The sequence below is a fragment of the Kocuria oceani genome (assembly GCF_029524215.1).
GTDB lineage: Bacteria > Actinomycetota > Actinomycetes > Actinomycetales > Micrococcaceae > Kocuria > Kocuria oceani.
This window is the reverse complement of sequence record NZ_JARAMH010000003.1, coordinates 154,673-173,251: the sequence shown is the minus strand read 5'-3', so window position 1 is coordinate 173,251 and position 18,579 is coordinate 154,673. Positions and strand designations below refer to the sequence as shown.

Below are 18,579 nucleotides of genomic sequence, written 5' to 3'. Positions count from 1 at the left end.
GTGGTCGAGGTGGTGCCGGGCGGCGGAAGGGCCCCGTTCCAGGAAGGTCCGACGTTGGACGCTCTGGCGTGCGCAGGAGCGGAAGGCGTGGTTGGCCCGTCCCCGGTCGTGCGCCAATGAAATCTAGCACTCCGATGTTACAAGTCTGAAAACTCCCGGACCCTCCGTGGTATTGCGGGGCTGATCCGGGGCATCAGGTCCGGGCCGCCTGCGCGGCGCCGTCCCGGGCCCTCCGGCGGCGCACGGTGACCGCCGCGAACAGCACCAGTCCCAGCAGCACCAGGCCCAGCGAGGTCCACACGTGCACCCGCAGCCCCAGCACCATCAGGGAGGGGTCGATCCGCAGGAACAGCTCGATCAGCATCCGGCCGATCCCGTAGTGGACCAGGTACAGGGCGAACAACCGGCCCCCGTCCAGACGGAACCGCCGGTCCAGGGCCAGCAGCAGCACCACGCCGGCCAGGTTCCACAGGGACTCGTAGAGGAACGTGGGGTGGAAGAGGGTGTCGGCGGGCAGCCCGGCGGGGAAGTTGGCGCCGGCCGGGTCGATCTCCAGACCCCACGGCAGGGTCGTGGGCCGGCCGAAGAGCTCCTGGTTGAACCAGTTGCCCCAGCGCCCGATCGCCTGGGCGAGGAGCAGCCCCGGGGCCGCGGCGTCGGCGAACACGGCCAGGGAGACCCCGTGCCGCCGGCACACCCACCACGCGGCGGCCGCGCCGAAGGCCACCGCGCCCATGATGCCGAGCCCGCCCTCCCAGATCCGCAGCGCGTCCACGGGGTCCGCCCCCGGGCCGAAGTAGCCCGCCGGGTCGGTGATCAGCACGTGGTAGGCCCGGGCGCCGACGATCCCGGCGGGCACCGCCCACATCACGACGTCCCACACGATCTCCGGGTCCAGGCCGCGGTCCTTCCAGCGGCGCAGGGTCAGCCACATGGCCGCGGCGATCCCGGCGAGGATGCACAGGGCGTAGGCGTGCACGGTCAGCGGGCCCACCGAGAAGCCCGACCAGTCCGGGGAGGGGATGCCGGCCCGGACGGGGACGCTCAGCAGGACGGGGGAAGCGGCGCTCAGCAGCATGGGACGGGGCCTCGGCTCGTGGGGACGTGGGGAGGGGCGGGGACCCGGTCCGGGCCGCTCCGCCCCGTCACGCTATCAGGCCAGACCCGCCAGTTCCCGGGCCAGGGCGCCCACGGCCTCGGGGCCGCCGTCGGCCAGGGCCTTCACGAGGGCGGTGCCCACGATGACCCCGTCCGCGTAGGCCCCGATCTCCTCCACGTGGGCCCGGCGGGAGACGCCCAGCCCGACGCACACGTGCTGGGCGCCGGCGGCGCGGGTGTCGGCCACCAGTTGCTCGGCGACGTCGGAGACCGCGTCCCGGGCCCCGGTCACGCCCATCACGGAGACGGCGTAGACGAAGCCGCTGGCGGCCTTGGCCACCAGGTCCAGGCGCTCGCGCGAGGAGGAGGGGGCGGCCAGGAAGACCCGGTCCAGGCCGTGCGCCTGGGAGGCGGCGAACCACTCGGCGGCCTCGTCCGGGATCAGGTCCGGGGTGATGATCCCCGCTCCCCCGGCCTCGGCCAGCCGCTCGGCGAAGGTGTCCACGCCCATCTGCAGGACGGGGTTCCAGTAGGTCATCACCACGGGCACCGCGTCGGTGCGCTCGGCGACCGCGCGGACCACGCGGAAGACGTCGGCGACCCGGAAGCCGTTGGCCAGGGCCGTCGTCGTCGCGTGCTGGATGACGGGCCCGTCCATGACCGGGTCCGAGTAGGGGATGCCGATCTCGATGACGTCCGCGCCGTTGCGGCCCAGGGCCACCGCCGCCTCCACGGACTCCTCGACCGTGGGGAAGCCCGCGGGGAGGTAGCCCACGAGCGCGGGCCGGCCCTGCTCCCGGCAGGCCGCGAGGCGTGCGGCGAGCCGGGAGTCGGGGTTGCTGCCCAGGCCGGGGGGCAGGATGCGGGAGGCCAGGTCGGCGCCGGCGCCGGGGTGGGTGGTGCTCACAGTCGCTCGCCCTTCTCGCCGAGCTCCGCCTCGGCGCTGTCGTCCGGGAGCATCCCGAACCATTCCGCGGCCGTGGCCACGTCCTTGTCGCCGCGCCCGGAGAGGGAGACGACGATGATCTTCTCGGCGGCGGCCTCCGCGCCGAGCTCCTCGACCCAGCGCCGGCCGATCTTCAGCGCCCCGGCGAGGGCGTGGGACGTCTCGATCGCGGGGATGATGCCCTCGGTGCGGCACAGCAGCTGGAACGCCTGCATCGCCTCGGTGTCGTTGATCGCCTCGTAGCGGGCCCGCCCGATGTCGTGCAGGTAGGAGTGCTCCGGGCCGACGGCCGGGTAGTCGAGCCCGGCGGAGATGGAGTGGGACTCGAGGGTCTGTCCGTCCTCGTCCTGCATCAGGTACGTCCTGGCGCCGTGCAGCACACCGGGCCGGCCCAAGGAGATGGTCGCCGCGTGCCGGCCGGTCTCCACGCCGTCCCCGCCGGCCTCGAGGCCGTAGAGCTCCACGGAGGGGTCGTCCAGGAAGCCGTGGAAGATGCCGATGGCGTTGGAGCCGCCGCCCACGCAGGCCGCCACCGCGTCCGGCAGGCGCCCGGCCCGGTCCAGGACCTGGGCGCGGGCCTCCTCCCCGATCTGCTCGTGGAAGTAGCGCACCATCGCGGGGAACGGGTAGGGGCCGGCCGCGGTGCCCAGCAGGTAGTGGGTGTGCTCGACGGAGGCGACCCAGTCCCGCAGGGCCTCGTTGATGGCGTCCTTGAGCGTGCGGGAGCCGTTGGTCACGGGCACCACGGTGGCGCCGAGCAGCTCCATCCGGGCCACGTTGAGGGCCTGCCGGCGGGTGTCCTCCTCCCCCATGTACACCACGCACTCCATCCCGAACAGCGCGGCCGCGGTCGCGGAGGCGACCCCGTGCTGGCCGGCGCCGGTCTCGGCGATCAGCCGGGTCTTGCCCATCCGGCGGGCGAGCAGGGCCTGGCCGAGCACGTTGTTGATCTTGTGCGAGCCCGTGTGGTTGAGGTCCTCGCGCTTGAGGAAGACCCGGCACCCGGCCTCGGCGCCGAAGCGGTGGGCCTCGGTGAGCAGGGAGGGGCGCCCGGAGTAGTCGCGGGAGAGCCGCAGGAACTCCGCGGTGAACTCGGGGTCCGCCTTGGCCTTGTCGAAGGTGTCCGTCAGCTCGTCGAGGGCGGCGACCAGGGACTCGGGCATCCAGCGCCCGCCGAAGTCCCCGAAGTAGGGGCCCGGGGCCTCGCGCAGCGACGCGGCCCGCGCAGCAACGGACTCGGCCTGGGCGTCCGGGACGTGCCGGCGGGCACGGGCCGCGGCACCGGCGGTGCGGTAGCGGGCGATGGCGGCCGCGGCGTCGGCGCTGCGCACGAGCGCCTCGCCGACCAGCACGGCCTTCGCCCCGTGGGAGGCGTACAGCTCGACCTGCTCCTCGCCCTCCACCCCGGACTCGGCCACGAGCACCGCGCCCTGCGGCAGCAGGCCGGCCAGCCGGCCGAAGGTCTCGACGTCGGTGTCGAGGGTCTTGAGGTTGCGCACGTTCACGCCCACGATGCGGGCGCCCACCGCCACGGCGCGCTCGATCTCCTCGGGGGTGTGCGTCTCCACGAGGGCGTGCATGCCCAGCTCGTGGGTGAGGTCGAGGAAGCGGCGCAGCTGCTCGTCGGTGAGGGCGGCCACGATCAGCAGGACCAGGTCGGCGCCGTGCGCCCGCGCCTCCCAGATCTGGTACTCGTCGACCGTGAAGTCCTTGCGCAGCACCGGCACCCCCACGGCCGCCCGCACGGCGTCGAGGTCGGCCAGGGAGCCGTTGAAGCGGCGCTGCTCGGTGAGCACGGAGATGACGGAGGCCCCGCCGCGCTCGTAGCCGGCGGCGAGCAGGGCGGGGTCGGCGATCGGGGCCAGGGCGCCCTTGGACGGGCTGGAGCGCTTGACCTCGGCGATAATCTGCACGGCGTCCGCGCTCGGCCCGCGCAGCGCGGACTCGGCGTCCAGCGCGGGCGGCCGCTGGGCGGCGGCGGCGCGGAGCTCGTCGAGGCCGACACGCTCCCGGCGCTCGGCCAGGTCGGCGCGGACGCCTTCGATGATGGCGTCCAGGACCGTCCCGGTGCTCTGTTGCGACATGGATTCCTGTCCTCTCGGCGGCGGCGGCCGCCTCTCTGCGTGCTGCGGGGACCGGGCCGGTGACCCGGCCGCGCCGGGACGCCGGCCCCTGGGGGAGCGCCCGGCCGTGGCCGGTGCTGCGCGGGGCCGGGCCCTGCCGGCGCCGGCTCAGCTCTGGTGGTTGCGGGCCTCGTGCTTGCGCTGCTCGGAGCCGGCTCCGTGGCCCATGGAGCGGAGCACGGCGCCGGCGATCAGGCCGACGACCACGAGGCCGATGCCGACGATCAGCACGGGGGTGTTGCCCACGGTGAAGCCCACGACGCCGACGATGACGCCCACGGACATGATGCCGATGGTCACCCAGGCGGCCAGGGTGTTGCCGTGCCCCACGAAGCCCGTGTGGTCGAGGACGATCTCGTTGCCGTTTGCCATGTTCCTGCACTCCCGATTTCCCTGCCGGGGCCGGCCGGCCCCGCTCGCCGGGCCCCGGCGGGGCGCGGCGGTTGCTGACAGTCTGTCTCGCTCCATTGTGCCACCCCGCGGCGGGGGACGCGCGCGCCGCGGGGCCGGGCGCGGTGCCCGGCGCGCCCGGGCGGCGGGCACGGTCCCCGCGGCGGGCCGGGGCGCCCGCGCTCGCTCCGGGCGCGGACCCGGGCGGGAGCTCAGGCGGTGGGGTCGCGCCCCTCCGTGAGGGCGTCCCAGGAGTCGATCTCGTCCCCGCGCCCGGCGGTCGCGCCCGGGGCGGCTTCCGTGCCGGTGCGCTCGTAGCGCCGGGCCGTGGTCCAGGACCGCCCCGCCAGCAGGGACCACGCGCCGCACAGGGCGACCAGCACGGCCGCCGCCGCGGCGAGCCACGGCCAGAGGGTCAGGGCGAACTCGCCGCCGGCGTTGACCATGCCCGTGGTCTCCCCCACCGTGGTCTGCGCGGCGCCGGCCGGGTCCGCCAGCACGGCCACGGACGCGGCCAGGGCGCCCAGGCCGGCCAGGACGACCACCACGGACACCACCGCGCGCAGCACGCGCCCGGAGATGGCCGTGGTGAGGGCGCCGGCGGCCGCGACCAGCCCCAGGGCGGTGACCGCCGGGGCGGCGTCGGAGCCGGCGACGTCCACGGTCACGGGTTCGAGGGTGGTCTGCACCGTGGCGGAGACCCACGTGGCCGCCGAGCAGCCGAAGACCGCGAGCGCGGCGACCAGCGTGGCCAGCACCACCGTGGACCGGCGGGAGAGCCGCGCGCGCCGGGACGCCGTGGCCTCAGCCACGCCCGGCACCGGCGCCCGGGACGGCCGTGCGCTCGAGGTCGAGCTCGTGCAGCCGCTCGGCGAGCAGGACCGCCCGCAGCGGGGCGGTGGCCTTGTTCAGGGACTCCAGGGCCTCGGTCTCGGGGTCGGAGTCGGCGACGATGCCGCCGCCGGCCTGGACGTAGGCCTTGCCGTCCACGAGCAGCGCGGTGCGGATGGCGATGGCCATGTCCATGTCCCCGGCGAAGTCCAGGTAGCCGACCACCCCGCCGTAGACGGCCCGGCGCAGCGGCTCGTACTCGTCGAGCAGCCGCAGGGCGCGCGGCTTGGGCGCACCGGAGAGGGTGCCGGCGGGGAAGGTCGCGGCGAGGACGTCGTAGGCGGTGGCGTCCGGGCGCATCCGCCCGACGACGTTGGAGCACAGGTGCATGATGTGGCTGAAGCGCTCGACCTCCATGAACTCGGTGACCTCCACGGAGCCCGGAACGGCGATCTTGGAGATGTCGTTGCGGGCGAGGTCCACGAGCATGAGGTGCTCGGAGCGCTCCTTCTCGTCCTGGAGCAGGTCCCGCTCGAGGGCGAGGTCCTCCTCCACGGTGCGTCCGCGGGGCCGGGACCCGGCGATGGGGTGGGTGACGGCCTGGTCCCCGGTCACGGTCACGAGCGCCTCCGGCGAGGAGCCGACGACCGAGAAGGGGCGCCCGTCGGCGTCCTCGAAGCTGTACAGGTACATGTAGGGGCTGGGGTTGATCGCCCGCAGCATCCGGTAGACGTCGAGGGAGTCGGCCGTGCACTCCGTCTCGAAGCGGCGGGAGACCACGACCTGGAAGATGTCCCCGTCCACGATCGCCTTCTTGCCCTCCACGATGGAGTTCATGAACAGCGTGCGGTCCCAGCTCTGGGCGACCTTGGCCTCGAGGTCGCCGCGGATCTCGTCGGCGCCGGTGAGCGTCGAGGCGGTGACGTGGTCCACGGGCCGGGCGAGCTTCTCGAGCATCGCGTGCACCCGCTCCACGGCGTCCGCCCACGCCTCGTCGACGCGCTCGTCGGTGTCGTCGAAGTTGATGGCGTTGGCCACGAGCAGGACGGTGCCGTCGGTGTTGTCGTGGACGGCGATGTCGGAGACGAGGTTCATGGCCAGCTCGGGCAGGTGCAGGTCGTCCTCGGGCGGGTGCGGGAGCTTCTCCCAGCGGCGCACGGCCTCCCAGCCCACGAACCCGACGAGCCCGGAGGTCAGCGGGGGGACGTCCTCGAAGCGCTCCGTGTGCAGCAGCGCCATCGTGTCCCGCAGCGCCTCGACCGGGCTGCCCCCGGTGGGGGCGCCGGCGGGTGCCCGGCCGATCCAGTGGGCCTGCCCGTCCTTGGCGGTCAGGGTGGCCCGGGAGTTCGCGCCGACGAACGAGTAGCGGGACCAGACCCCGCCCTCGGCCGCGGACTCCATGAGGAACGTGCCGGGACGGGCGGCGCCGTCCTCGAGCGCGAGCGCACGGTAGAGGCCGATCGGGGTCACGGCGTCCGCGAGGATCTTGACGCGCACGGGGATGACGCGGCGCTGCGCGGCGAGCGCGCGGAACTCTTCGAGGGTGGGGCTGATGGTGCCCAGGTCCTGCATGGGTGTCGACCTGACTTCCTGGTGGCGGAGGAGGAGAGCGGGGGGTGCGGCTCAGACGGCGGCGGCGGCGCCGAGGTCGCGGCCGTCGAAGCAGCTGCGGGTGCCGGTGTGGCAGGCGGCGCCGGTCTGGTCGACCTGCACGAGCAGGGCGTCGCCGTCGCAGTCCAGGCTCACGCGGTGCACGCGCTGGACGTGCCCGGAGGTGTCGCCCTTGCGCCAGTACTCCTGGCGGGACCGGGACCAGAACGTCACGCGGCCCTCCGTGAGGGTGCGGCGCAGGGCCTCGTCGTCCATCCAGCCCAGCATCAGCACCTCCTTGGTGTCGTGCTGCTGGACCACGGCGGCCACGAGACCGGCCGGGTCCCGCTTGAGGCGCGCCGCCACGGCGGGATCGAGGACGGCGGTTCCGGGTGCGGGGCTCTGCTGGTTCATCGCCCCCATCCTATCGACCTGTTCCGGGGGGACGGGTCCCCGGCCTCGGCGGCCAGGGGCCCGGGAGCCGGGGCCGCGGGAGCCGTGACCCCGGTGCCGGGGGCCGCGGCCTCCGGTCCCCGTGCCGCGGGCTCGGGGACCGCGGCGGGCCGGGCACCGGGTCGTCGCCGCCCGGCCGGCCGGGACGGCCCCGCCGACCGGTCCCGCCGCCGGGCACGTCCGGGGTCCGGTCCGCCCGGCACGGCCGGCAATCGGGTCGCGGCGACGGTCAGGAAGGCCACGGCGAGGATGAACATCGACAGCCCCAGGGCGTAGGTGCCCACCGCCCGGTAGCCGCCCACCAGGGCGGGGTCCAGGAAGAAGTAGGGGTACCAGCCGACCATCCGGCCCCGGACGAGGGTGTACACCGCCCACAGCGCGGGGAAGACCGTGGCCACCCAGACGGTGGCCCAGCGCAGCCGGTTCCGCCCCGGGGCCAGGAGGAAGTCCAGCAGGGCGTAGACGGGGAGCACGAAGTGCAGCACCTGGGAGGACCGCGGGACGAGGAAGAGGTGCCCGAACAGCTCGGCGTTGGCGAGCAGCACCGCGAACACTGCGCCCGAGACCGTCGTGTAGGTGGTGGCCAGGGCGCGCAGGCCCGTCAGCCAGCCCAGCTCCGGGCGCCCGGTGGCGGTGTGCAGCACCGCCAGCAGCAGCGCCACGATCAGCAGGAACGCGCTGTGCACGGTGAAGTAGCTGAACAGGTTGGAGCCGAGACAGGTGCGGGTCACGAAGGCGCAGTCGGCACGGGAGACCAGGGCCCAGATCGCGACCACCAGGGCCGAGACCCGGGCCGCGACGACGACGACTCGCACGTGCCCCTCCTCCCGGTCGCCCGTCACCCAGGATATGGGCTGCGCGCCGCCGTGTCCTCCGTCTCCCGCCACGGGGCGCCAGGGCCTATGGTGGGGCGGAGAACCGGATGGGCACGACGGGCAGGACACCGACGACGATGGATGCCAGGACAGCGCGGCGCGGCGCGGCGGCGGCCCTCAGCGGCCTGCTCCTGACCGGGTGCACGGGCCCCGGTCCGACCCCGGACCCGCCCGGGAGCCCGGTGCCGTCCGCCGCGGCGCCCTCGGCCACGGCGTCCCCCTCGGCGCCCTCCGCCACGGCCGCCTCCGGGCCGTGGGGCGCCTACCCCGGCCGGGGCGAGGCGTGCGCCGCGGTGGCCGAGGACCTCGTGGCGCTCGCCCTGCTGCCGGCCAGTCTCTCCGGCGGACCGACCACCGAGCAGGTGCAGGCCGTGGAGGACGAGGTCGCCGGCATGCTGGCGGCGGCTCCCCCGGAGCTCGCGGCGGACCACGCCCGGGTGCAGCTGCTCGTGGACTCCTACGGGGAGGAGCTGGCGGAGGACCCGGACGCCCGGTTCGACGGCGAGGCCCTCGACGAGGCGCTCGCACCGGTGCGGGACTGGCTCGACGGGACCTGCCGGGACACGCGCTGAGCCGGGCACCCGCTGGGTGCCCGGCTCGGTCGGCGCGGCGGTCGACGGTGACCGGCCGCGCCCGGCGGCGGTCAGCGGCGGTTGAGCAGACCCCTCAGCCAGCCTCCGAGGCCGCGCCCGGTGTTCCGGCCGGCACCGGCCTGCCCGGCGGCGTTCATGCCGCGGGTGGCCCGGCGGCCTCCGGCGCCCCGTCCGGCGGTGCCCCCGGCTCCCCGTCCGGTGAAGCTCTTGATGATGCTGTTCAGTCCCACGGTGGGCTCCTTCGCGATCGGCCTGTCGAGCGACTGTCGTCAGCTCACTGACGACTCTACGCCCGGCCACCGGCCCGCGGCTACGGGCACCCCGGCCGCCCGCGAGGTGGCGCACGGCGGCGACGGACGCTGCTCCGGTGGCCGACGGCTGCGACCACGGCACGGGGAGGGGGCGGGGGCGGAGTCGTTCAGCGGACCTCGTGGCCCGCCGAGCGCAGGGCGTCCTTGACTTCGGTGATGGCGTGCACCGGCCCGAAGTGGAAGATCGAGGCCGCCAGCACGGCGTCGGCGCCGGCCGCCACGGCCGGCGGGAAGTGCTCCGGGGCACCGGCCCCGCCCGAGGCGATGAGCGGCACGTGCACCCGGGCGCGCACGGCGCGGATCATCTCCAGGTCGAAGCCCTCCTGGGTGCCGTCGGCGTCCATGGAGTTGAGCAGGATCTCGCCCACCCCGCGGTCCTCGGCCTCCCGTGCCCACTCGAGGGCGTCCAGGCCCGTGAGGGTGCGCCCGCCGTGAGTGGTGACCTCGAAGCCGGAGGGGGTGTTGCCCGTGCGGCGGGCGTCGAGGGAGAGCACCAGCACCTGGCTGCCGAAGTGCCCGGTGATCTCGTCGATCACCCCGGGACGGGCCACCGCCGCGGTGTTGATCGACGCCTTGTCCGCCCCGCAGCGCAGCAGCCGGTCGACGTCGGCGACCGCGCGCACGCCGCCGCCCACCGTGAGCGGGATGAAGACCTCCTCGGCCGTGCGGGAGACCACGTCGAAGGTCGTGGCGCGGGCGGCCGAGGACGCCGTGACGTCGAGGAACGTCAGCTCGTCGGCGCCGGCCTGGTTGTAGCGCTTGGCCAGCTCGACCGGGTCCCCGGCGTCGCGCAGGTTCTCGAAGTTCACGCCCTTGACGACGCGACCGGCGTCGACGTCCAGGCACGGGATGACACGTACGGCAACGCCCACGGGCGGGACCTCCTCGGCTGCGGTGGGGTGGGAAGGGCTCAGATGCGGGCGGCCTGGATCGGGGAGACCAGGATGGCGCGCGCGCCGACGTCGTAGAGGGCGTCCATCACCTTGTTGGTCTCCGACTTCGGGACCATGGCGCGCACCGCCCACGCGTTGCCGCGCCCGAGCCGGGAGATGGTGGGGCCCTCCATGCCGGGGGTGATCTGGGTGGCGGCCTCGACGAGCTCCTCGGCGACGTCGTAGTCCATCATCACGTACTGCCGGGCCACGAGCACGCCCTGCAGGCGGCGGCGGAGCACGGACAGGCCCTCGGGCTCCTCGGCCCGGCGGCTGCGGATCAGCAGGGCCTCGGAGGTCATGATGGGCTCCCCGAACACCTGCAACCCCGCGGCGCGCAGCGTGTTGCCGGTCTCCACCACGTCGGCGATCGCGTCGGCCACGCCCAGCCGGATGGAGGACTCCACCGCCCCGTCCAGGCGCACCACCGAGGCGTCCACGCCCCGCTCGGCCAGGTAGTCCCGCAGCAGGCCGTCGTAGCTGGTGGCGATGCGCCGGCCGGCCAGCTCGGCGATCGAGGAGTACCGGCCGGCGGGGCCGGCGAAGCGGAAGGTGGAGCGGGCGAAGTCCAGGGCCAGGTCCTCGTCCGCGTGCGCGCCGGAGTCCAGCAGCAGGTCGCGGCCGGTGATCCCGACGTCGAGGGTGCCTCCGCCCACGTACACCGCGATGTCGCGCGGGCGCAGGTAGAAGAACTCGATGTTGGCCTCGGGGTCCACGAGCACCAGCTCGCGGGAGTCCCGGCGCTGCCGGTAGCCGGCCTCCTTGAGCATGGTGACGGCGGCTTCGGACAGGGCGCCCTTGTTGGGCACTGCGACACGCAGCATGGGGGATCCTTCTCGGCTTCGGTGGGACGGGGGCGGGGGCGCTCAGAGGTGGCGGTAGACGTCCTCGAGCGTCAGGCCCTTGGCGACCATCATGACCTGCAGGTGGTAGAGCAGCTGGGAGATCTCCTCCGCGGCCTGCTCGGAGGTCTCGTACTCGCACGCCATCCAGACCTCGGCGGCCTCCTCGACGACCTTCTTGCCGATCCCGTGCACGCCGGTGTCCAGCTCCCGGACCGTGCCGGAGCCTTCCGGTCGGGTCACGGCTTTGTCGCTGATCTCGGCGAAGAGGGTCTCGAAGGTTTTCACGACTACCAGGGTAATGGGTCCGCGGGCTCCCCCCGGACCGGCCGCGCTCGGCCGGTCCGGGGGCGCGGGGGCTCAGACGCCGAGCGAGCGCAGCAGCAGGGCGGTCTGCACCGCGGCGGCCGTCGCCTCGTAGCCCTTGTCCTCCTGGGAGCCCTCCAGGCCGGCGCGGTCGAGGCCCTGCTGCTCGGTGTCGCAGGTCAGCACGCCGAAGCCGACCGGCACGCCGGTGCGCACCGAGACGTCCGTGAGGCCCTGGGTGGCGGCGGAACAGACGTAGTCGAAGTGCGGGGTGCCCCCGCGCACGACCACGCCCAGGGCCACCACGGCGTCCAGCCCGGGCGCCAGGCGGGCGGCGGCGACCGGCAGCTCGAAGCTGCCGGGCACGCGCACGACCGCCGCGTCGGTCACGCCGGCGTCGGCGAGCGCGCGGCGGGCGCCGTCGAGCAGCCCGTCCATGATCACCGTGTGCCAGCTGGAGGCGACGACGGCGACGCGCAGTCCGCTCGTGTCGGCGGCGCTCAGGTCGATGTCGGGGGCTCCGTGTCCGCTCATGGGGTGAGGTCTCCTGTGCTGTTCGTGCGGTCGCCGGCGTGCGCCGGCGCCTCGGGGTGTGCGGTGGTGTCGTCGACGTGGCGCAGGCGGTGGTGCATGCGGTCCCGCTTGGTCGCGAGGTAGTCGTGGTTCTCGGGACGGGCCGGGACCTCGTTGGGCACCATCGCGACGACGTCGATGCCCAGCTCGGCCAGCCGCTCCGCCTTGGCGGGGTTGTTGCTGAGCAGCCGGATCCGCGACAGGCCCAGGCGGTGCAGGATGGCGGCGGCCGCGGTGTAGTCCCGCGCGTCTGCGGGCAGGCCGAGCAGCTCGTTGGCCTCCACGGTGTCCGCCCCGCCGTCCTGGAGCTTGTAGGCCCGCAGCTTGTTCACCAGGCCGATCCCTCGGCCCTCGTGGTTGCGCAGGTACAGCAGGGTGCCGCCGTCGTCGGCGATCCGGCGCAGGGCCAGGTGCAGCTGCGGTCCGCAGTCGCACCGGTAGGAGCCGAAGACGTCCCCGGTGAGGCACTCGGAGTGCAGCCGCACGAGCGGGGGCTGGCCCACGGGCACCCGCTCCGAGGACGGGGCGGTGAGGCTGAGGTGCTCGGCGGCCGGGTCCCCGGACCGGCCGGGCACCTGCCAGCCCACCACCTCGAACCGCCCCTCGGGGGTGGGCACGACCACGGGCTCGGAGCTCACCAGCGGGGCCTCCGGCGTCATCGGCGGTCCCCGCGCAGCTGCTCCGCCAGGTCCTCGATGCTCACCAGCGGGATGCCGTGCCGGTCGGCGAAGGCCCGCAGGGCCGGCAGCCGCATCAGCTCCCCCTCGTCGTGCACGAGCTCCGCGATGACCCCCACCGGTTCCAGGCCAGCGAGGACGCACAGCTCGACGGCGGCCTCGGTGTGCCCGCGGCGGACCGCGACGCCTCCGTCCGCGGCACGCAGCGGCAGGACGTGCCCGGGCCGGGTCAGGTCCTCCGCGCCGGCGGACCGGTCGGCGAGGACCCGGGCGGTGAGCGCCCGGTCCGCGGCGCTGATGCCGGTGCTCACGCCGTGGCGGGCGTCGCAGGTGACCGTGTAGGCGGTGCCCTTGGAGTCCTCGTTGACGGCGACCATGGGCGGCAGGCGCAGCGCGTCCGCCCGCTCCCCCGTCATCGGCACGCACACGACGCCGGAGGTGTGCCGGATGGTGAAGCCCATGAGCTCGGCGGTGGCGTGCTGGGCCGCGAAGACGATGTCGCCCTCGTTCTCCCGGTCGGCGTCGTCCACGACGACCACCGGCCGGCCCTGCGCCATCGCCTCGACCGCCGTGCGCACGGCGTCCAGGCGGATCGGCTCGCCTGCCCCGCCCGCGCCGGGGCCCGTGTCCGTCCGGGTGCTGCTGGTGCGCATCATGCTCCTTCTCCTGCGGTGGGCCCGGCCTCCGGCGCCGGGGTGCTGTCGGTGCGGGCGAAGGCCAGCAGCCGCTGGGCGTACTTCGCGAGGACGTCGACCTCGAGGTTGACGGACGCCCCGGCGGGGCGCCGTCCCAGCGTGGTCTCGGCCAGGGTGGCGGGGATGAGCCCGATCTCGAACCAGGGCTCGGCGGCGCCGGGGGCGCTGACCGCCGTGACGGTCAGGGACACCCCGTCCACGGCGACCGAGCCCTTCTCCGCGACGAAGGGAGCGAGCTCCCCGGGCACCGCGATGCGCACCCGTTCCCACTCCCCCAGGTCCTCCCGGGCGACGACGGTGCCGGTGCCGTCGACGTGGCCCTGGACCACGTGGCCGTCCAGGCGCCCGCCGGCGGGCACGCACCGTTCCAGGTTCACGGTGTCGCCGGGGGCCAGCGCCCCGAGGGTGGTGCGCACCAGCGTCTCGCCGATGACGTCGGCCAGGAACTGCCCGGCGCCGATGTCCTCGGTGCGCGTGGCCGTCAGGCACACGCCGTTGACGGCGAGGGAGCCGCCGTGCGGCAGGTCGGCGACGAGCGGGCCCGCGTCCACGAGGAGACGGGCGCTCCTGCCGTCCGGGCGGGGCTCTACCGAGCGCACGGTGCCCTGCCCGGCGACGATTCCTGTGAACATGCTGCTTGTCCTCTGTCTCTCTCGGTGCGGTCGGTCGGTGAGGTCTGTTCGGTGCGGTCAGTCCGCGGGGGCGGGCCGCAGGTGGATCCACAGGTCCGGGCCCAGCTGCTGCACCGGTCCCCCGCCGGTGGGGTCCAGCCGCCACCGGGAGGCGTCGGCGAGGGTGCCGATGCCCTGCTCGGCGAACGCGGGCCGCCCGGCGCCCAGCAGCAGCGGCGCCTGGTAGAGGCTGATCTCGTCGACGAGGCCGGCGCGCAGGAAGCCCGCGGCGACCGTGGCGCCGCCCTCGATGAGGACGTGGCGGACCCCGGCGTCGTAGAGCTCGGCCAGGGCGGCGTGGGGGTCGTGGGTGACCAGGTGGCGGAACCGGCCGTCGCTGCCGCGGATCGCCGCGTCGGCCGGGACGGCGCGCAGCCCCATGGCCGCGCGCAGCGGCTGCCGCGGCACGGCGGCGCCGTCGCCGGTGCGGGCGGTGAGCCGCGGGTCGTCGGCCAGGACCGTGCCGGTGCCCACGAGCACGGCGTCGGCGCGGGCGCGCAGGTCGTGGCCGTGCTCGCGCGCCGAGGCGGAGGTGATCCACTGGCTGGTCCCGTCCGCCGCGGCGATCCGGGCGTCGAGGGTCTGGGCGACCTTGAGGGTGACGAACGGCCGTTGAGCGCGCATCGTCTCGCCCCAGCGGTCGTTGAGCCGTTCGGCCTCCTCGGCGAGCACGCCGGAGCGCACCTGCAGCCCGGCCGCACGCAGGGTGGCGGCCCCGCCGGCGGCGGCGGAGGTCCGGTCGGGGGCCCCGAAGACCACCCGGGGCACGCCCGCCTCCACGATGGCGTCGGCGCACGGGCCGGTGCGGCCCCAGTGGTTGCAGGGCTCGAGGGTGACGTACATGGTGGTGCCGCGCAGGTCCGTGCCGGCGGAGGCGGCCTGCTGCAGGGCGTCGACCTCGGCGTGGACGGTGCCGGCCCCGCGGTGGTGGCCGACGTGCAGGATCCGGCCCGCGGCGTCGGCGAGGACGGCTCCCACGAGGGGGTTGGCCCCGCGCGGGCCGTGCGCCGCCGCGTGCAGGGCGGTCCGCATGATCGACCGTTCGGCGTCTCCGCCGGGCCGGTGCTGCGGGTCCATTCGCGTCGTCCTTTCCCGGGTCGGCTCCGGGGGGCAGGACGACGGTGCCGCCGGCCGGGCCCGTGCGGCCGCGACCGGCGACGCGGCGGGCCGGCAGGGCGCGCCGCGAGGGCCGTCGAACGTGTTGCCTTCCATCCAGACTGTGACTGTCGGTACCGGAGTTCCACCGGTTCGGCCGTGCCCGCCCCGCTGGGGCGCCGCACGGTTCGCGGACTGTGACCGCCGGTTCGGACTTGCACCGACCCCGGAACACGTTGTTCTTGAGCCCGATTATGGCACAGCCCCGCCGGGCCGGCAGCACCGGGCGGCGGGTCCCCGCTCAGGACCGGGCGTCGTGGGCGGCACTGCGCAGTGCCGTGATCGCCGCCTCGGGGTCCCCCGCCCCGTAGACGGCGGAGCCGGCCACGAAGGTGTCGGCCCCGGCCTCGGCGGCGCGCAGGATCGTCTCCTCCGTGATCCCGCCGTCCACCTGCAGGGCCACCCGCCCCCCGCCGGCACGGATCGCCTCGGCCGCCCGGCGGATCTTCGGCAGCATCACGTCCAGGAAGGCCTGCCCGCCGAAGCCGGGCTCCACCGTCATGACCAGGAGCATGTCCACCTCCGGGAGCAGGTCGAGGTAGGGCTCCACGGGGGTCGCCGGGCGCAGGGCCATCCCGGCCCGCGCGCCGTGGGCCCGCAGCTCCCGGGCCAGCTTCAGCGGGGCGCGCGCTGCCTCCGCGTGGAAGGTGACCGACTCGCAGCCGAGCTCGGCGTAGCCGGTGGCCCAGCGGTCGGCGTCCTCGATCATCAGGTGCACGTCCAGCGGGACCGGGCTGACGGCCAGCAGCCGCTCCACCACGGGCAGCCCGAGGGTGAGGTTGGGGACGAAGTGGTTGTCCATGACGTCCACGTGCACGGCGTCGGCGGTGGCGATCCGCGCCAGCTCGGCCTCGAGGTTGACGAAGTCGGCGGAGAGGATCGAGGGGTGGATGCAGGGCTGTGGCACGGAGGACTCCTGGATGGTCGGGGGTTCGGGGGGGGGGGCTCAGCGCTTGCGCAGCAGGGCCAGGAACATGGCGTCGGCGCCGTGCACGTGCGGCCACAGCTGGACGGTCGCCGGTCCCGCGGCGCCCTCCCAGGGGCGGGACGGGTCCCGGTCCCCCTCGAGGGCCCCGGGCAGGGCGGCGGCGCGGGCCGGACCGAGGGCATCGAGGAGCTCCACGTCCTCCCGGCGGCCCAGCACGTCCTGGACCACCGCGAGGGTCTCGGCAGCGTGCGGGGAGCACGTGGCGTAGGCGACCGTGCCCCCGGGGCGGGCGACGTCGAGGGCGGCCTCCAGCAGCTCCCGCTGCAGCGGCCCCAGCTCGGCCAGGTCCCGCGGGGTGCGGCGCCAGCGCGACTCCGGCCGCCGGCGCAGCGCCCCGAGTCCGGTGCAGGGGGCGTCGACGAGCACCCGGTCGTAGCCGGCCTCCTCCGCGGGGCGGCCCCCGAGCAGCTCGCCGGCGGCCCGGCCGTCCCCGGTGCGCACCGACCACGCGTGCCCGGGCACGGGCCGCAGGGCCTGGCGGACCAGCTCGGCCCGGTGCGGGGCCACCTCGTTGGCCGTCAGGTGCGCGCCGCGCTCGGCGGCCAGGGCGGCCAGCAGCGCGGCCTTGCCGCCGGGACCGGCGCACAGGTCGAGCCAGCGCTCGCCCCGGCCGTCCCCGGCCCCGGCGCTCCCGCCGCCGGCCGCGGCCAGGGCCCGGGCGACCAGCTGGGAGCCGGCGTCCTGGACCCGGACCCCGCCCGCGCGCACGGAGGAGAGCCGGTGCAGGTCGCCGCCGCTGCTGAGCGCGGAGCCGGGCACGAGCGCGCCCTTCTGCGCGCCGGCCTCGAGGGCCTCGGTCAGTTCGCCGAGGCCGGGCAGGGCCACGAGGTTGACCACGGGGGCCTCGTTGTCCGCCGCGAGCAGGGCCTCGAGCTCGGTGCCGGACCGGCCGTGGGCCACCAGGGCCTGGCGCAGCGCGCGGACCTGCCACGCCGGGTGGGCGTGGGCCAGGCCCAGCCGCGCGGTCTCGTCGGCGGCGTCCTCGCTCAGCTCGGCGATCCACGCGGGGAGGTCCCGGGCGGCGACCTTGCGCAGCACCGCGTTGACGAGGGACCCGGGCCCGGCGCCCACCACGGCCCGCACCAGCCCGACCGTCTGGTCGAGGGCGGCGTGGTCGGGCACCCGCATCGCCAGCAGCTGGTGCACGCCCAGGCGCAGGGCGTCGAGCACCGCGCCGTCGAGGTCGGCCAGCGGCCGGTCCACGCACCGGCTCAGCACCGCGTCCCAGGTCCCCTGCCAGCGCAGCGCCCCGTAGGCCAGCTCGGTGGCGAAACCGGCGTCGCGCCGGTCGAGCCGGTGGGCCCGCACGGCCTTCGGGAGCACGAGGTTGCCGTAGGCGCCTTCCTCGGAGACCGCGCGCAGCGTCTCGAACGCGGCCAGCCGGGCCGGGTCTGCCCGGCGGGTCCGGGCCGCCGGCGCGGCGGAGGAGAACGTCCGCTCGGTCCGGGGGCGCCGGTTGCGCTCGTGGCCCCGGGCGTTGCGCCGCTCATCCCCCGGGCGCCGGTCCCGGCCGCCCCGGCGGTCGTCCTGGCGGTCGTCCCGGCGGTCGTCCTGACGGTCGCGGCGGCGGTCGTCGCGCCCCCGGCTCTCGCGCTCGCTCACTCGAACACCACCCTGTCCTCCGTGTTGTGGCCCCGCGCCCAGGCGGCGGCGTCCATGGTCTTCTTCCCGGCGGGCTGCACCGTGCCCAGCTGCACCGCGCCCGAGCCGGTGCCCACGAGCACGGCGCCGCCGCGCAGCGCGCACTCCCCCGGCGCGAGGTCCCGGACCTCGGGGCGGGCGGCGACGCCCTCGAGCTTGATCCGGCGGCCGTCGAGCTGGGTCCAGGCCCCGGGCTCCGGCGTCGTCCCGCGGACCCGGCGGACCACGGCCAGGGCGGGGTCCGCCCAGCGGACCCGCCCGTCCTGCGCGGTGAGCTTGGGCGCCAGCGAGACGTCGCCCCGCTGGGCGGCGGGCCGGGCCGTGCCCTCGACCACCGCGCGCAGCGAGTCGGCCAGCAGGGGCGCGGCCGTGCGGGAGAGCCGCTCCAGGACCGTGCCGGCGGTGTCCTCGGGGCGGACCTCGTCGGTCATCGTCCCCACCACCGGGCCGGTGTCCAGCCCGGCCTCCAGCAGGAACGTGCTGGCGCCCACCACCGTGTCCCCGGCCATCAGCGCCCGCTGCACGGGGGCGGCGCCCCGCCACTGCGGGAGCAGGGAGAAGTGCAGGTTGAGCCAGCCGTGCGGCAGGGCGTCGAGCGCGGCCTGGGGCACCAGCGCGCCGTAGGCGACCACCGCGGCCACGTCGGCGCCCAGGTCCCGGATCCGCTCGGTCAGCTCCGCGTCGATCCGGTTGGCCTTGAGCACGGGAAGGCCCCGCCGCTGCGCCTCCTGCGCCACGGGCGAGGGCGTGAGTACCTTCTTGCGGCCCACGGGGGCGTCGGTGCGGGTCAGGACGGCGAGGATCTCGATGTTGGACCGGTCGGCCAGGTGGACCAGGGGGGGCACGGCGACGGACGGCGTGCCGGCGTAGAGGATCTTCACTGCTCTCC

21 protein-coding genes and 1 riboswitch are annotated in these 18,579 nt (G+C 75.6%); of the genes, 1 reads left to right on the top strand and 20 read right to left on the bottom strand.

The genetic code is table 11. The annotated features are described in order from the left end of the window. Positions 1-193 precede the first annotated feature (193 nt). The 8 genes from lgt to PU704_RS04470 form a co-directional block, all read right to left on the bottom strand. Entirely contained in the window at positions 194-1,078 is an 885-nt protein-coding gene (lgt, locus tag PU704_RS04510) for a prolipoprotein diacylglyceryl transferase (RefSeq protein ID WP_277550368.1), read from the bottom strand. A 75-nt stretch (positions 1,079-1,153) separates the two neighbouring features. Next, a complete protein-coding gene (gene trpA, locus PU704_RS04505; RefSeq protein WP_380113152.1) occupies positions 1,154-1,972 on the bottom strand; it encodes a tryptophan synthase subunit alpha in 819 nt (272 codons plus the stop codon). Between the two features lie 29 nt (positions 1,973-2,001). Beyond that, positions 2,002-4,128 carry a tryptophan synthase subunit beta gene (gene trpB, locus PU704_RS20040; RefSeq protein WP_380113079.1) on the bottom strand — a complete coding sequence of 709 codons (2,127 nt, stop codon included), beginning with the start codon at positions 4,126-4,128 and terminating at the stop codon, positions 2,002-2,004. 147 nt (positions 4,129-4,275) lie between these two features. Next, positions 4,276-4,539 carry an HGxxPAAW family protein gene (locus PU704_RS04490; RefSeq protein ID WP_047803953.1) on the bottom strand — a complete coding sequence of 88 codons (264 nt, stop codon included), beginning with the start codon at positions 4,537-4,539 and terminating at the stop codon, positions 4,276-4,278. Positions 4,540-4,769: 230 nt separating this feature from the next. Continuing rightward, positions 4,770-5,369: a Trp biosynthesis-associated membrane protein gene (locus tag PU704_RS04485; protein ID WP_277550367.1), complete on the bottom strand. Its 600-nt coding sequence runs from the start codon at positions 5,367-5,369 to the stop codon at positions 4,770-4,772. After that, on the bottom strand, positions 5,362-6,960 hold the full coding sequence (locus PU704_RS04480) for an anthranilate synthase component I (RefSeq protein ID WP_047802391.1): 1,599 nt from the start codon (positions 6,958-6,960) through the stop codon (positions 5,362-5,364). The genes PU704_RS04485 and PU704_RS04480 overlap by 8 nt, the downstream gene beginning before the upstream one ends. 51 nt (positions 6,961-7,011) lie before the next feature. Then, the gene (gene hisI / locus PU704_RS04475; protein WP_047802392.1) at positions 7,012-7,392 is read right to left on the bottom strand and encodes a phosphoribosyl-AMP cyclohydrolase; all 381 of its coding nucleotides are present in this window, start codon (positions 7,390-7,392) and stop codon (positions 7,012-7,014) included. After that, the gene (locus PU704_RS04470; protein WP_277550365.1) at positions 7,389-8,246 is read right to left on the bottom strand and encodes a Pr6Pr family membrane protein; all 858 of its coding nucleotides are present in this window, start codon (positions 8,244-8,246) and stop codon (positions 7,389-7,391) included. Before PU704_RS04470 ends, hisI begins: the two co-directional genes overlap by 4 nt. A 137-nt stretch (positions 8,247-8,383) precedes the next feature. Between PU704_RS04470 and PU704_RS04465 the strand changes: the two genes are divergently transcribed. Next, positions 8,384-8,878 carry a hypothetical protein gene (locus PU704_RS04465; protein ID WP_277550364.1) on the top strand — a complete coding sequence of 165 codons (495 nt, stop codon included), beginning with the start codon at positions 8,384-8,386 and terminating at the stop codon, positions 8,876-8,878. Between the two features lie 71 nt (positions 8,879-8,949). Here PU704_RS04465 and PU704_RS04460 read toward each other — a convergent pair whose 3' ends face one another. From PU704_RS04460 to fmt, 12 genes are all read right to left on the bottom strand, one after another. Continuing rightward, positions 8,950-9,129 (bottom strand): hypothetical protein, encoded by a 180-nt coding sequence (locus tag PU704_RS04460; RefSeq protein ID WP_277550363.1) that lies wholly within the window; start codon positions 9,127-9,129, stop codon positions 8,950-8,952. A gap of 188 nt (positions 9,130-9,317) precedes the next feature. Continuing rightward, positions 9,318-10,082, bottom strand: a complete 765-nt coding sequence (gene hisF / locus PU704_RS04455; RefSeq protein WP_277550362.1) for an imidazole glycerol phosphate synthase subunit HisF — start codon at positions 10,080-10,082, stop codon at positions 9,318-9,320. A 38-nt stretch (positions 10,083-10,120) separates the two neighbouring features. Beyond that, entirely contained in the window at positions 10,121-10,966 is an 846-nt protein-coding gene (hisG, locus tag PU704_RS04450) for an ATP phosphoribosyltransferase (RefSeq protein WP_047801457.1), read from the bottom strand. A gap of 42 nt (positions 10,967-11,008) precedes the next feature. Then, a complete protein-coding gene (locus PU704_RS04445; protein ID WP_047801456.1) occupies positions 11,009-11,272 on the bottom strand; it encodes a phosphoribosyl-ATP diphosphatase in 264 nt (87 codons plus the stop codon). Positions 11,273-11,344: 72 nt separating this feature from the next. Beyond that, positions 11,345-11,824 carry a 6,7-dimethyl-8-ribityllumazine synthase gene (gene ribH / locus PU704_RS04440; RefSeq protein WP_277550361.1) on the bottom strand — a complete coding sequence of 160 codons (480 nt, stop codon included), beginning with the start codon at positions 11,822-11,824 and terminating at the stop codon, positions 11,345-11,347. Then, positions 11,821-12,522 carry a GTP cyclohydrolase II gene (locus PU704_RS04435; RefSeq protein WP_277550360.1) on the bottom strand — a complete coding sequence of 234 codons (702 nt, stop codon included), beginning with the start codon at positions 12,520-12,522 and terminating at the stop codon, positions 11,821-11,823. Before PU704_RS04435 ends, ribH begins: the two co-directional genes overlap by 4 nt. Further along, on the bottom strand, positions 12,519-13,193 hold the full coding sequence (gene ribB / locus PU704_RS04430) for a 3,4-dihydroxy-2-butanone-4-phosphate synthase (protein WP_082157126.1): 675 nt from the start codon (positions 13,191-13,193) through the stop codon (positions 12,519-12,521). Before ribB ends, PU704_RS04435 begins: the two co-directional genes overlap by 4 nt. Continuing rightward, the gene (locus tag PU704_RS04425) at positions 13,193-13,867 is read right to left on the bottom strand and encodes a riboflavin synthase (RefSeq protein ID WP_075871369.1); all 675 of its coding nucleotides are present in this window, start codon (positions 13,865-13,867) and stop codon (positions 13,193-13,195) included. The genes ribB and PU704_RS04425 overlap by 1 nt, the downstream gene beginning before the upstream one ends. 57 nt (positions 13,868-13,924) lie before the next feature. Further along, positions 13,925-14,983, bottom strand: coding sequence for a bifunctional diaminohydroxyphosphoribosylaminopyrimidine deaminase/5-amino-6-(5-phosphoribosylamino)uracil reductase RibD (gene ribD / locus PU704_RS04420; protein WP_277550359.1), 1,059 nt, complete (start codon positions 14,981-14,983; stop codon positions 13,925-13,927). 117 nt (positions 14,984-15,100) lie between these two features. Further along, a riboswitch (FMN riboswitch) is annotated at positions 15,101-15,240 on the bottom strand. A 62-nt stretch (positions 15,241-15,302) separates the two neighbouring features. Then, positions 15,303-15,968: a ribulose-phosphate 3-epimerase gene (gene rpe, locus PU704_RS04415; protein WP_277550358.1), complete on the bottom strand. Its 666-nt coding sequence runs from the start codon at positions 15,966-15,968 to the stop codon at positions 15,303-15,305. Between the two features lie 39 nt (positions 15,969-16,007). Continuing rightward, positions 16,008-17,651, bottom strand: coding sequence for an RsmB/NOP family class I SAM-dependent RNA methyltransferase (locus PU704_RS04410; RefSeq protein ID WP_277550357.1), 1,644 nt, complete (start codon positions 17,649-17,651; stop codon positions 16,008-16,010). Beyond that, positions 17,648-18,571, bottom strand: coding sequence for a methionyl-tRNA formyltransferase (gene fmt, locus PU704_RS04405; RefSeq protein ID WP_277550356.1), 924 nt, complete (start codon positions 18,569-18,571; stop codon positions 17,648-17,650). The genes PU704_RS04410 and fmt overlap by 4 nt, the downstream gene beginning before the upstream one ends. Positions 18,572-18,579: the final 8 nt, after the last annotated feature.

What these genes read in the sequence shown, in the direction of transcription:
- hisI (WP_047802392.1), bottom strand. Translation starts at nt 7,392, where the DNA reads ATGAACCAGCAGAGCCCCGCACCCGGAACCGCCGTCCTCGATCCCGCC.
- PU704_RS04465 (WP_277550364.1), top strand. Translation starts at nt 8,384, where the DNA reads ATGGATGCCAGGACAGCGCGGCGCGGCGCGGCGGCGGCCCTCAGCGGC.
- ribB (WP_082157126.1), bottom strand. Translation starts at nt 13,193, where the DNA reads ATGCGCACCAGCAGCACCCGGACGGACACGGGCCCCGGCGCGGGCGGG.
- hisG (WP_047801457.1), bottom strand. Translation starts at nt 10,966, where the DNA reads ATGCTGCGTGTCGCAGTGCCCAACAAGGGCGCCCTGTCCGAAGCCGCC.
- PU704_RS04480 (WP_047802391.1), bottom strand. Translation starts at nt 6,960, where the DNA reads ATGCAGGACCTGGGCACCATCAGCCCCACCCTCGAAGAGTTCCGCGCG.
- lgt (WP_277550368.1), bottom strand. Translation starts at nt 1,078, where the DNA reads ATGCTGCTGAGCGCCGCTTCCCCCGTCCTGCTGAGCGTCCCCGTCCGG.
- PU704_RS04435 (WP_277550360.1), bottom strand. Translation starts at nt 12,522, where the DNA reads ATGACGCCGGAGGCCCCGCTGGTGAGCTCCGAGCCCGTGGTCGTGCCC.
- ribD (WP_277550359.1), bottom strand. Translation starts at nt 14,983, where the DNA reads ATGGACCCGCAGCACCGGCCCGGCGGAGACGCCGAACGGTCGATCATG.
- trpB (WP_380113079.1), bottom strand. Translation starts at nt 4,128, where the DNA reads ATGTCGCAACAGAGCACCGGGACGGTCCTGGACGCCATCATCGAAGGC.
- PU704_RS04425 (WP_075871369.1), bottom strand. Translation starts at nt 13,867, where the DNA reads ATGTTCACAGGAATCGTCGCCGGGCAGGGCACCGTGCGCTCGGTAGAG.
- PU704_RS04490 (WP_047803953.1), bottom strand. Translation starts at nt 4,539, where the DNA reads ATGGCAAACGGCAACGAGATCGTCCTCGACCACACGGGCTTCGTGGGG.
- ribH (WP_277550361.1), bottom strand. Translation starts at nt 11,824, where the DNA reads ATGAGCGGACACGGAGCCCCCGACATCGACCTGAGCGCCGCCGACACG.